Source organism: Azospirillum cavernae (assembly GCF_003590795.1).
GTDB classification, from domain to species: Bacteria; Pseudomonadota; Alphaproteobacteria; order Azospirillales; family Azospirillaceae; genus Azospirillum; species Azospirillum cavernae.
Genome location: NZ_QYUL01000001.1, coordinates 1,267,083 through 1,279,562, shown reverse-complemented (window position 1 = coordinate 1,279,562; position 12,480 = coordinate 1,267,083). Strand labels below are relative to the sequence as shown.

Below are 12,480 nucleotides of genomic sequence, written 5' to 3'. Positions count from 1 at the left end.
GCGAATGAGTAGAATTTTAAGAAACTTGCAAATGATTCGCAGTTGCGGAAAAACCATTAGCGCGACTGCGAATCATTTTCAATCTTGAAATTCGAGCGTGCCCCTGTATGGTCCAGGGCATCGCAAACAGCGCGCGGCAGTGCGCGCATCCCGCATAAGAGGTGTGAGTATGGCGTGGGACGACGCGGATCAGCGCTTGCTCGTCGTGGTCAACGATGAGGAGCAATACTCCCTGTGGCCAAGCTACAAGCCAATCCCAGAGGGATGGCGCCGCGATGGCGTTGAAGGCACGAAGGACGAATGCATGGCCCACATTGATCGGGTGTGGACCGACATGCGCCCGCTCAGCTTGCGCCGGGCGTTGGACGCCGCGTCCTAAGGGACGGGCGGGCTGACCGTCCGGGGGAAGACGGCGCGGTCATGGGCGTGTTTTGAGCGGGGCGTGGGTCGGAACGCCCGCCAAAAATGCGATTAACTCTTATTCGCTAATGAATGGCGCGGCGCGCCACGGGCTTTACGTCTTGGGGGATGATTGATGACGACAGGTGTGATGGGGGCGGTTGGACGGCGTTGGGCGAAGACGGGGGTGTCGCGTCTGGCTCTGTTGGGGGCCGTGGCGATGGGCGGGACGGTGGCGATGGCCACGCCGGTCGTGTCGCAGACCACCGGCGACAAAGCGAGCGCTGAACCGATTGTGCTCGATTCCGTGATGGTCGGCGGCACCCCGCAATCGCGTTACGACAGCCGCGTCACCGAGGTCGGCGGGCGTCTGTCCAACGACATCACCGACATCCCGCGCACCATCGACGTCATCCCCGAACAATTGCTGCAAGACCAGCACGCCCGCGAGATGGAGGAGGTTTATCGCTACTTCCCCAACGTGGTGAACAACGACGGTTACGGCGGCACGCGTGAGGATTACATCATCCGGGGCTTCCGCCGCCGCGACGATGTTTACCGCAACGGCGTTCGGTTGAAGAGCAACAGCCGCATCGACCCCAGCACGGTGGAAAACATCCAGATCATCAAGGGTCCGGTGTCCGACATCGGCCAGATGACCCCCGGCGGTCTGGTCAACATCACCACCAAAAAGCCGAGTTGGACCCCGCGCAACCACATTGAGGTGAACGTCGACTCCTATGGCGAACGCCAAACGATGTTCGACAGCACCGGCGCGCTGTCGGAGGAGTTCGCCTACCGCGTCGTCGGCAGCGCCGAGGCGAGCAACAGCTTCCGCGATTCCACCCTGGTGCAACGTCAGTTCTTCGCCCCGACCCTGAGCTGGGCGGGGGCCAACGGGGCCACGGTGACGGTCGGCTACGAGTATGGCAAGGACAGCCGCCCGCTGGATCGCGGCTTCATCACCGTGCCGACCACCGGAAGCCTGCGCAGCGTGACCGAGCCGGGCCGCAACACCCGTTACGACGCGACCTTCGCCAACCGCGATTCCACCTCGCATCAGGGCGAACTGGACGTGTCGGTTCCGCTGGGGTCGGAGGCCTGGAAGCTGGAAGGCAAGCTGTATTACGCCCGCGAAAAAACCGACGAAATTCACACCGAGGTCCGCAGCGTTCTGACGAACGGAAGTTTGGTTCGGCGCGTGGAAGGCAACGACGACCGCGACCTGCGGACCTTCTTCAGCCGCGTGCAGGTGAAGGGCGAGTTCGAGGCGCTGCTGCCGGTGAAGTTCGCCACCGGCGTCGAATACCGCAACCAGCGGGAAAGCTGGATCAACTATGTCGGGGCCAACCAGACCGGCGGCACGGCGTCCAACCCGTTGAGCTGGCGCTTGGTCGATGACAGCGCCCGACCGACGGCGCGGACCGCCCGCAAGGTCGATCAGACCGATTTCGGCCCCTTCGCCCAGGCCGACATCAGCCTGACCAGGGCGCTGACCCTGACGTTGGGCGCGCGCTATGAATATTCCAAGGGCAGCGCCTCGGTGCAAAATCTGTTGGGGGCGGGCGTCACCACCGGCTCTTACCCGGTGGACCGCAACCTGACCAAGACCGCCGGCCTGATGTGGAAGGCGCTGGAGGATGTGTCCTTCTTCGCCAACTACGCCGACACTTTCCAGCCGCACAATTTCTACAACGGCGACACCCAGGTTTTCCCGGCGGAAAAGGGCCGCCAGTATGAGGTTGGAACCAAGATCAACCTGATGGGCGAGCGGCTGTTCATGACCGGCGCGCTGTTCGACATCAAGCAGAACAATGTGGTGGAAACCGTCAACGGCGTGGCCGTTCTGACCGGCGGCCAGCGGTCGCGCGGCGGCGAGTTGTCGGTGGTCGGCAACCCGACGGAGGGCTGGAACATCCGCGCGGCGGTGGGTCTGGTCCACGCCAAGCTGGTCAGCGGCGACCGAACCGTCGATGGCAACCGCCCGACCAACGTGCCGACGCACAACGCCAGCCTGTGGTCGAGCTATGAGTTCAAGGACCCGCAAAGCCCGTTGAAGGGGCTGGGGCTGGGCGCTGGCGTGACGCTGGTCGGCAACCGTTACGGCGACGCGCAGCACACGTTCGAGCTGGGCAGCTACACCTTGGTTGACGCCGGGGCTTGGTACTACATCCCGATTGGCGACAAGCGGCAGGTCCGCGTCGATTTCGGCGTCAAGAATCTGACCGACAAGGCGTATCTGACAGCGTCGGGCGGCACCTACCGTGTGTCGGTCGGGGCGCCGCGCACCGTCTATGGCGGCCTCAGCCTTGATTTCTAAACGGCATCCGCAAGACCGCCGGACCCGTCTGCTGGTCTGGGGCGCCTTTTGGGCGCTTCAGATTGGCGGATTGGCCGTCGCGCTGCCCAGCGTTGGGACCGAGGCCGGGATCGCGCTGGCGCTGATGGAGATTGGGTTGTCCGGCAGCCTGCTGACCGCTTTGCTGCGGGAATCCCCCGACGCGCGGGGGCGGCGATGAGGCGCGCGATTCTGGTGTCCATCGCCAGCCTGCTGCTGGGGCTGCCGCTGTCGCTGGCGGTGGTGTCCGGCTTGTGCGCTCTGGCGGGCATGACGGGGACCGAGCGTTTGCACAGCGTCATGGTCGCCGGGCCGGTCCTGTGGACGGTCCAATGGTTCGTCGCCTTGTGGATCGCCACCCCGGCCAAAGCCGCGCCGTCCAGCGCCAAGCAACCGAGCCGGTGAGCGGTTCGATGCGGAGAATCCCATGCTGAGTCAGGCCGCGTCCAACCGTTTGCTGTCGATCCATCGGGTCATCAGCCTGGTGTTTTGCCTGTTGATTTCCTGGTCGCTGTGGACGGGAATCCTCGCCTTCTACGCCGATTTCGTCCGGCCCTGGATGACGCCCGCGCTGGCGGCGGCGGTTATTCAACCGCCGCCCGACGCGGTGGACAGCCTGCGTCACGTCGCCGCCCGCCACGCGGTGGGCGCGCAATGGACGATGATGGCGCCCAACCCGCTGCGCCCCTTCTTCATCTTTTCCGGTCGTTTTGGCGAGACGGCGCCGCTGACCAATCTGGTGGTCAATCCGGGCGCCGACGTGATGGTTCCGTGGAACGGCGTGCTGACCGACACGCTGTTCCGGCGGCTGCACACCGATCTGTTGCTGCCCAAACCCTATGGCCGGTTCCTGATGGGGTTGGCCGGGATTTTGATCGTTCTGCTGGTCGGCACCGGCCTGTTCATCCATGGCAAGCTGATCCGCGAGGCCTGGAGCTGGCGCCGCCGGTCCCGGCTGCTTGATTTGAGCGACGCGCACAAGCGTTTTGGCTTCTGGTTGATCCCCTATCTGTTCGTCATGGGGCTGACCGGCGGAATTCTGGGGTTGAAGGTGGCCAGCCTGCCGCTGGACGCCGTGTTGCAGACGGGGGGAAACCCCGCCGCCCTGCGCGCCCTGATGAGCGACGACGAACCGGGCAAAGCCTCGGTGGACGCGGCGGGCGGCGTTCCCGCTGGTTTCGCCCGCTGCCTGGATCGTTTCGCCGAGCGCTTTCCCGACGCGCGCGTCGGGCGCATCCAACGCCAGGGCGACCGGCTGATGGTCGAGGGCATCCCCCATGGCCGCCTGACCTGGGCGGGGGAGGGGGCTGGCAGCCTGCGCGCCGATTGTTCCCTGTCCGACGGCGCGCTTGGCCCGGCGCGCGACGCCCGCGACGGCGGTTGGGCCGGGGTGGTGGAAAGCGCCCTGCGCCCGTTGCACTACGCCCGCTTTGGCGGCACCACGACGGCGCTGGTCTATTGCCTGCTTGGCGTTCTGTGTCTGTGGATCGTCGATTCCGGGATGAAGCTGCTGTGGTTGCGCGGCGAGAAGGGGCGGGATGGGCGGATTCCCTGGTCGATGCGGCTGTTCGCCGCCAACAACGCGCTGTACATCCTGCTGCCGCTGGTCCTGCTGACCGACAATCTGGTGAGCGGCGCGACGCGGCCGTGGTTGGTGTGGTCGGTCGCGGCGGCGGCCATCCTGCTTCATCTTTTGCCCGCGCTGGACCGGCTGCGGCCCGCCCTGTCGCGGGTCGCGCTGCCGGTGCTGGCGGTCGCCTACGCCGGGTTGCCGCTGCTGCGTCTGGCGCTGTTTCCGTCGGCGCCATGGTTGGGATGCGCGCCGGTGATGGTGGTGGACGCCACCGCCTGGCTGTTCGCAGGCTGGCTGTTCGCCGTCGCTTGGCGCCAGCGCCGGGTGGTCGTCGGGGCCTTGGCGGGAGAAACCGCGTGACGCTGTTGTCCATTCTGAAAGGCCGCTGGCGGCGCGTGGCGCTGGGCGGCGTTTTGAATCTGGGCGCGGCCATCGCCGGAATCAGCGCGGTGGCCCTGTTCAACCACGCCCTTGCCGCGCCTTCGGTCCATTTGTGGATGACGGCGGGGGCCGGGCTGGCGTTGATCGCCGCGCTGTTCGGGCTGGGGTTGGCGTCGCAATCGCTGATTATTGGCGCAGGCCACGACATCGTGCGGGACCTCCGTCTCAATTTGGTCGAGCGGTTGATGGCCACCGACGTCGAGACCATCGACCGGATCGGCGGCCCGCGCATTCTGGCGACGCTGACCAAGGATGTGGCGGCGATCAGCCAAGCCTTCAACAGCCTGCCGTTCGTGATGTTCGGCGGCAGCGTGCTGGTCAGCGGCTATGGCTATCTGGTCTGGCTGTCGCCGGTCTACGCGCTGGCGCTGGCGTTGGTGACGGGGCTGGTCGTCGTCGTGGCGCGCGCGCTGGGTGGGCGCGCCAAGCGGCACAAGCGGCTGGCCCGCATGGCCGATGACCGGATCCATGAGGCGTTCGACGCCTTGATCCGGGGGCGAAACGAGCTGCGGCTGAGCCGGGCGCGGCGGCTGGCCTTCCTGCGCGACGGTCTGCGCCCCGCCGCCGCCGAGGCCCGCAAGCAAGAAGCGACCGCCGACCTGTTCGGGGTGTTGACCGCCAACCTCGTCAACAGCGCCGTCCTTCTGACCATCCTTGCGGTTCTCATCCTCAAACAGGGGCTGGGGATCGGCACGGTCGAGCAGGCGACCGCCGCCACCACCATGGTGCTGTTCATCCGCGCGCCGCTGGCCGGGCTGATTGGCTCCCTGCCGCATTGGATCGCCGGAAACATCGCCGTCCAGACGGTGGGGTCGCTGGCCCTGGCCGAAGCGGGGGAGGACATCGCCCCGCCGCGCCCCGCCGCCGACTGGTCGCGGCTGGAGTTGCGCGGGCTGTCCTATCATTATCCGCCGCGCGGCGAGGATGCCGGTTTCGCCTTCGGGCCGGTCGATTTGACCGTCGAACGTGGCGAAATCGTCTTCATCATTGGCGGCAACGGATCGGGAAAATCGACCTTCGCCCGGCTGGTCGCGGGGCTTTACCCGCCCCAAGCGGGGGCCATCCGTTTCGCTGACCGGGCCATCACCGCCGATCAAACGGCGTGGTATCGCCAGCATGTCGCGGTGATCCTCAGCGACTTTCATCTGTTCGCCGAGGCGCTGACCGCCGAAGGCTTGCCGCCGACCTTGGCTGTCGCAAACCCGCTGCTGCGGTTGTTGGCGCTGGATGGCAAGGTTGCGCTGCGCGAAGGGGCGTGGAGCACCACCGCGCTGTCTCAGGGGCAGCGGAAGCGTCTGGCCCTGATTTCGGCCATCTTGGAAGACAAGTCGATCCTAATCCTCGACGAGTGGGCCGCCGATCAAGACCCGGAGTTCCGCCGCATCTTTTACACGGAAATCATTCCGCTCCTAAAGAAACAAGGAAAAACAATCATCGCGATCACGCACGACGATCATTATTTCAGCTTGGCTGATTCTCTTTACAAAATGGAGAATGGAGGGTTGATCGCCTGCGAAAATCGCAGGAAAGCGCCGAAGGTCGAAAGCCCGCTTCTGTCTTGACGCATCGGCGCGACTCACGCCTCAAACAGACGACGGCCTCACCGCTGCATCATGGCGCTTTCCTTGCCGCACAGGAAAAACACCTTCTCGTAGGTCTTGAGCAAGGCGTCGGTCAGCGCCTGAACCTGGGGGCTGCCCATGGCGCGCGGCTTGGCCGGATCGACGTGGAGCACGCAACTGTTCTTCACGTCGTTGAAGGCGGCCAGCGCGTGGATGCGGTCGGGGCGGAATTCGTCGGGGAAATTCTCGTCCATCAGCCAGAAACACTGAAAATTCCGGCAGGAGGGCGGGCGCTCCTCATACACGGTGCAGCCCTTGCCCTGGTCGCAGGACGCGCACCATTTGGCGGACGGCTTTTTCAGCTCCGGCACCCCCATCAATTTGCAGCACAGGGTGCATTCGCCGCAACTGCGGTCGGACATGGCGGAGTCTCCGGTCGATGATGGTGGATCGTGTTTAAGGAATAAGCGCGACGCCCGGCGCCGCTTCGGCGGCCAGCAACCGTTCGGCGACGTCGGGCGGGGCGGGGCGGGCGAAATGGTAGCCTTGGGCGTATTTGCACATGATGTCGCTGAGATACCCGGCTTCCTCGGCGGTTTCCACCCCTTCGGCGATGGCGTCCATGTTGAGGATGGTGGCCAGCGTGGAAATGACATGGACGATGGCGGCGTTGCCCTGGCCGGACGCGATGGCCTGGACGAAGCTGCGGTCGATCTTCAGCGTGTCCACCGGAAAGCGGTGCAGATAGGCCAGCGACGAATAGCCGGTGCCGAAATCGTCAATCGACAGCCGCACGTCCATGTCGCGGATTCGCCGCATCACGGCCTCGTATTTTTCGGGATCCGCCATCAGCAGGCTTTCCGTCAGCTCCAGCTTCAGGCTGGAGGGCGGAATCGGAATCGCCGCCAGAAGATCGCCGACCACCTGAACCAGATCATCGTCGCGGAATTGGCGGGAGGAGACGTTGACGCTCATGAACAGCGGGGTTGGGCGGGGGAACCGCTCCTGCCAGACCTGCAATTGCCGCGTCGCCACCTGCAAGGCCCAACGGCCCATCGGCACGATCAGGCCGGTTTCCTCGGCCAGCGGGATGAAATCGTTGGGCGGCACCAAGCCACGGTCGGGGTGGTTCCAGCGCATCAGCGCCTCGAACCCGGCGATCTGGCCGGTGCGCAGCGAGACGATGGGCTGATAGTAAAGACAAAGCTGGTCCTGCTCCAACGCTGTCCGCAAATCGGCCTCGGTGCGCATCATCGCCATGGCTTGACGGCGCAGATGGCTGTCGAACACGTCGATCCGCGCCCGCCCGCCGGTCTTGGCCCGGTACATGGCGAGGCTGGCGTCGCGCAGCATGTCTTCGGCCCGGTCATAGCCGGTGGCGCTCAAGGCGACGCCGATGGAGGAGGTCAGCACCACGTCATGCCCTTCCAGAGTCACCGGGCGGGAAATCGCCTGTGCCATGCGCTCGGCGGCGCCCAGCGCGTCGCCGACGTCGTCGATCTCGTCGAGCAGGACGGCGAACTCGTCGGCGGACAGGCGGGCCAGCGTGTCGCCGACGCGGCGGCTGTTGTCCAGACGCTTGGCGATGATCTTCAGCAGCCGGTCGCCGGTGGCGCTGCCCAGCGCGTCGTTGATCGCCTTGAAACGGTCCAGATCAATCAGGATGGCGGCGAATTGCCGGGCGCCCGCCCGCCGGTTGCGGTCCAGGGCTTGGCCGATGCGGTCGAGCAGCAGGGTGCGGTTGGGCAGGCCGGTCATGGCGTCGTGGAAGGCGTCGAACAGCAATTGCTGTTCGGCCTTTTTGCGGGCGGTGATGTCGGTCATCGACCCGGCCATGCGGACGGCGCACCCCTTGTCGTCGCGCACCGCCAGACCGCGCACCAGCATCCAGGACTCGCCGCCGTCGGAGCGCCGGATGCGGAATTCATGCTGAAGATGGTTGCGTTCGCCGGTCAGATGCAGGTTGACGGCGGTGCGCAGCCCGTCCAAATCGTCGGGAACGACGCGGCTGAACCATTCGGTGATGGTGCTGGCGACCTCCGGCTCGTCCAACCCCAGCATCGCTTTCCAGCGCGGCGAATAATAGACCTCGCCATTGTCGATGTTCCAATCCCACAGCCCATCGGCGGCCCCGGCGGCGGCCAGGGCGTAACGCTCCTCGCTCTGGCGCAGGCGCTGTTCGGCGGTTTTGCGGTCGGTGATGTCGGATTGGCTGCCGACCAGCCGAACCGGCTCCCCCATCGGGTCGAGCGCGGCGATGCCCCGGCAGGCGAACCAGCGGGTTTGACCGTCGGCGCCGCGCATCCGGTATTCCGCCTGGAACGCGCCGTCCTCGCTGCCGTTCAGCGCGGCGAGCGCCGTCGTCAAAGCCGGGCGGTCGGCGGGGTGGACGCGGCCCAGCCATTCCTCCGGGCTGTCGCTCAGATCGCTGGCGGACAGGCCGAGCAGCGAGGCCCAGCGCGGGGCGTAATAGACCCGGTTGGCGATCAGATCCCAATCATACAGCCCGTCATTGCTGGCCGCCGCCGCGAGCGCGTAACGCTCCTCGCTTTTGCGCAGGGCCTGTTCGGCAATCTTGCGGTCGGTGATGTCGGCGACGGAGCCGACCAGCCGGATCGGCTCGCCCAGGCTGTCCATCACGGCCATGCCGCGACAGACCAGCCAGCGCCACTCGATGGCGTCACCGCTGATGGCGGCGTCGGCGTGGCGGACGCGGTGTTCGATCTGGAAGGGGATCGCCAGCCCGACCATTTGCGCCTCGAAGGACGCGTTCAGCCACTCGACGTCGTCGGCATGCACCAGCGACAGCCAATCGCGCGGCCGGTTGGCGTCGCCGGGGGGGAGGCCAAGAAATCCCTTGAAGCGGGGGGAGAGATACAGCGTGTCCGTCCGCAGATCCCAATCCCACACACCTTCGGATCCGGCCTTTTCGGCCAGAAGATATCGGTCGATGTTGCTGCCCAAGACCCCCTGTTTCGACCTCCGTGCTGGTGTTTGGGGGAAACTCCCCCGATCCGAGCGATCAACACAACGTCGGTGCGATCGCGTCAGTCTAATGTTTGTGTCGTGAACGAGCAATCAAGAGGGGGTTCGGGTAGACCCGACGCCGAGAAAAGTCAAGTTCCTGCCGACAAAGGCGGTCTGGCGACAACGCCTTTGTCCTGATAGAGCTTAAAGCCATGGAATGGGATGACCAAGGAATCCTTTTGGCGACGCGCCCGCATGGGGAAGGGGCGGTGGTGGCGACACTGTTGACCCGCAACCATGGGCGGCATTCCGGTCTGGTCGCGGGGGGGCGGTCGCCCCGACTGCGCGGCGCGCTGGAGCCGGGAAGCCTGCTGGCGGCGCGCTGGCGCGGGCGGCTGGCCGAGCATCTCGGCCATTTCACATTGGAGCCGGTGAAGGGCTACGCGGCGCTGTTCTTTGACGCGGCGGCGCGCTTGGCCGCCTTGTCCAGCGCCTGCGCTTTGGTGGATTCGGCGCTGGCCGATCACGAACCGCACCCGGCGCTGTTCGATGGGCTGCTGGCGCTGTTCGACCTGCTCGACGGCCCGGCCTGGGCCGAAGCCTATGTGCGGTGGGAGGTCGGGCTGCTGGCGGAGCTTGGATTCGGCCTGGATCTCGACCGCTGCGCCGTGTCGGGGGCGAACGACTATCTGGCCTATGTCAGCCCGCGCACCGGGCGGGCCGTCACCGCGTCGGTCGGCGAACCCTACCGCGACCGGCTGTTGCCCTTGCCCGATTTCCTGGCCGGGCGGGGCGGCGGCGGCCCGGCGGAGGTGATGAGCGGCCTGAAACTGACCGGCCATTTCCTGCAACGCGGCCTGTTGAACGGCTCCTTGCCGCCCGCTCGCGTTCGCTTGCAGGAACGTTACGCGAACGCGGTGGCGCGCGGCGATCAGATCGGTTAGACAAGGCGCCATGAAGCCGCAAGACCCTGCTCTCGACATCCTCGAAAAGCCGCTGGCCGACGCTCTCGGCGAGCGGTATCTCAGCTACGCGCTGTCCACCATCATGTCCCGCTCGCTGCCCGATGTGCGCGACGGGCTGAAGCCGGTGCACCGCCGTCTCATGTTCGCCATGAGCCAGCTTCGGCTGGAGCCGACGACTCCGCCCAAAAAATGCGCCCGCGTCGTTGGCGACGTGATCGGCAAATTCCACCCGCACGGCGACACGTCGGTCTATGACGCGCTGGTCCGCTTGGCGCAGGATTTCGCCGTGCGTTACCCGTTGATCGACGGGCAGGGCAATTTCGGCAACATCGACGGCGACAACGCGGCGGCCATGCGGTACACCGAGGCCCGCCTGACCGAGGTCGCCAAGGCGCTGCTCGACGGCATCGACGAGGACGCGGTCGATTTCCGCGCCACCTACGACGGCGACGGCGACGAACCGACGGTTCTGCCCGCCAATTTTCCCAATCTGTTGGCCAACGGATCGAGCGGCATCGCCGTCGGCATGGCCACCAACATTCCGCCGCACAATGTCGGCGAAATCTGCGACGCGCTGAAACACCTCATCAAGCACCGCGACGCCCCCATCGACACGTTGGTCGGCTTCATGCCCGGCCCGGATTTTCCCACCGGCGGCGTGATGGTCGAATCGCGCGAGAGCGTGGTGGAATCCTACCGCACCGGGCGCGGATCCTTCCGGCTGCGCGCCCGGTGGACGGTTGAAAAGCTGCCGCAAGGGACCTGGCAGATCGTCGTCACCGAGATGCCCTATCAGGTGCCCAAGGCCCGGCTGGTCGAAAAGGTCGCCGAGCTGCTGACCGCCAAGAAGCTGATTCTGCTGGAAGACATCCGCGACGAATCGGCGGAGGACGTGCGGCTGGTCCTGGTGCCGAAAAGCCGGAACGTCGATCCCGAGGTCTTGATGGCCTCGCTGTTCCAGGCCACGGATCTGGAGATTCGCTTCTCGCTGAACATGAATGTGCTGGGCGCCGATCATGTCCCGCGCGTGATGAATCTGCGCGAGGTGTTGCAGGCCTTCCTCGATCACCGGCACGAGGTTCTGGTCCGCCGCTCGCGCTACCGCTTGGCGCAGATCGAGCACCGGCTGGAGATCCTCAGCGGCTATCTGATCGCCTACCTCAACCTTGACGAGGTGATTCGCATCATCCGCGAAGAGGATGAGCCGAAACAGGATCTGATGCGGGTCTTCGCCCTGACCGACGTTCAGGCTGACGCCATCCTCAACATGCGGTTGCGCAATTTGCGCAAGCTGGAGGAGATGGAGATCCGGCGCGAGCATGACGCGCTGACCACGGAAAAGAACGGCCTGACCGAGCTGTTGGGCGACGAGGCCCTGCGCTGGAAGCGCATCACCGACGGCGTGGCCGAGATCAAGAAGAAGTTCGGCGGCGGCGCGCTGGGCAAGCGGCGGACCGACATTGCCGACGCCCCCGCCCTGATCGACGTTCCGCTGGAAGCGATGGTGGAGCGCGAGCCGGTGACGGTGATTTGCTCCAAAATGGGCTGGATCCGCAGCGTGCGCGGCCATCTGACCGACGCCGATCAAGAGGATGTGAAGTACAAGGACGGCGATTCGCGGGGCTTCGTCATTCCCTGCGAAACCACCGACAAGCTTTTGGTCTTCGCCAGCAACGGGAAATTCTTCACGCTGGGGGTGGACAAGCTGCCGCGTGGCCGGGGCTTTGGCGAGCCGATCCGGCTGATGATTGATCTCGGCAACGACGTCGACATCGTCGATCTGTTCCGCCACCAGCCGGGCCGCAAGCTGCTGGTCGCGTCCGACGACGGGCGCGGCTTCCAGGTGGAGGAGGTCGAGGTTCTGGCCCAGACCCGCAGCGGCAAGCAGGTTCTCAATCTGGAAGACGGTCGCAGCGCCCGCATCTGCCACCCGCTGACCGGCGACCATCTGGCGGTGATCGGCAACAATCGGAAGTTGGTGATTTTCCCGTTGATCCAGGTGCCGCTGATGACGCGCGGCAAGGGCGTCCAGTTGCAGAAATACAAGGACGCCAGCGTCGCCGACGTGAAGAGCTTCGCGCTGGCCGACGGCCTGACCTGGAAGCATGGCGAGCGGGTCTTCACCGTCACCGATCTGACCGGCTGGTTGGACGACCGCGCCGGGGTGGGGAAGATGCCGCCCAACGGCTTCCCCAAACAGAACCGCTTCACCTGAGCGGTTTTCTACGTGATTCC

At 65.6% G+C, this 12,480-nt stretch carries 10 protein-coding genes; 8 read left to right on the top strand and 2 right to left on the bottom strand.

Annotated elements, in window-relative coordinates; genetic code table 11:
* Positions 1–169: 169 nt before the first annotated feature.
* The 6 genes from D3877_RS06050 to D3877_RS06025 all read left to right on the top strand — a co-directional run bounded on the left by D3877_RS06050 (position 170) and on the right by D3877_RS06025 (position 6,313).
* Positions 170–379 (top strand): MbtH family protein, encoded by a 210-nt coding sequence (locus D3877_RS06050; protein ID WP_119829802.1) that lies wholly within the window; start codon positions 170–172, stop codon positions 377–379.
* A gap of 156 nt (positions 380–535) precedes the next feature.
* Positions 536–2,719 (top strand): TonB-dependent receptor, encoded by a 2,184-nt coding sequence (locus D3877_RS06045; RefSeq protein ID WP_119829801.1) that lies wholly within the window; start codon positions 536–538, stop codon positions 2,717–2,719.
* Entirely contained in the window at positions 2,709–2,918 is a 210-nt protein-coding gene (locus D3877_RS06040) for a hypothetical protein (RefSeq protein WP_147395088.1), read from the top strand. The genes D3877_RS06045 and D3877_RS06040 overlap by 11 nt, the downstream gene beginning before the upstream one ends.
* Positions 2,915–3,142 carry a hypothetical protein gene (locus D3877_RS06035; RefSeq protein WP_119829799.1) on the top strand — a complete coding sequence of 76 codons (228 nt, stop codon included), beginning with the start codon at positions 2,915–2,917 and terminating at the stop codon, positions 3,140–3,142. Before D3877_RS06040 ends, D3877_RS06035 begins: the two co-directional genes overlap by 4 nt.
* 22 nt (positions 3,143–3,164) lie before the next feature.
* Positions 3,165–4,670 carry a PepSY-associated TM helix domain-containing protein gene (locus D3877_RS06030; protein WP_119829798.1) on the top strand — a complete coding sequence of 502 codons (1,506 nt, stop codon included), beginning with the start codon at positions 3,165–3,167 and terminating at the stop codon, positions 4,668–4,670.
* A complete protein-coding gene (locus D3877_RS06025) occupies positions 4,667–6,313 on the top strand; it encodes a cyclic peptide export ABC transporter (protein WP_238474748.1) in 1,647 nt (548 codons plus the stop codon). Before D3877_RS06030 ends, D3877_RS06025 begins: the two co-directional genes overlap by 4 nt.
* Positions 6,314–6,351: 38 nt before the next feature.
* Here the strand turns inward: D3877_RS06025 and D3877_RS06020 are convergent, their stop codons facing one another.
* Together D3877_RS06020 and D3877_RS06015 are read right to left on the bottom strand one after the other, a co-directional pair.
* On the bottom strand, positions 6,352–6,735 hold the full coding sequence (locus D3877_RS06020) for a hypothetical protein (RefSeq protein ID WP_119829796.1): 384 nt from the start codon (positions 6,733–6,735) through the stop codon (positions 6,352–6,354).
* 34 nt (positions 6,736–6,769) lie between these two features.
* A complete protein-coding gene (locus tag D3877_RS06015) occupies positions 6,770–9,277 on the bottom strand; it encodes a sensor domain-containing protein (RefSeq protein ID WP_119829795.1) in 2,508 nt (835 codons plus the stop codon).
* A 215-nt stretch (positions 9,278–9,492) separates the two neighbouring features.
* On the opposite strand from D3877_RS06015, the gene recO reads away from it, so the two are divergent.
* Both recO and parC read left to right on the top strand, forming a co-directional pair.
* Positions 9,493–10,224, top strand: coding sequence for a DNA repair protein RecO (gene recO, locus D3877_RS06010; RefSeq protein WP_119829794.1), 732 nt, complete (start codon positions 9,493–9,495; stop codon positions 10,222–10,224).
* Positions 10,225–10,234: 10 nt separating this feature from the next.
* Positions 10,235–12,460, top strand: a complete 2,226-nt coding sequence (gene parC / locus D3877_RS06005) for a DNA topoisomerase IV subunit A (protein ID WP_119829793.1) — start codon at positions 10,235–10,237, stop codon at positions 12,458–12,460.
* Positions 12,461–12,480 lie beyond the last annotated feature (20 nt).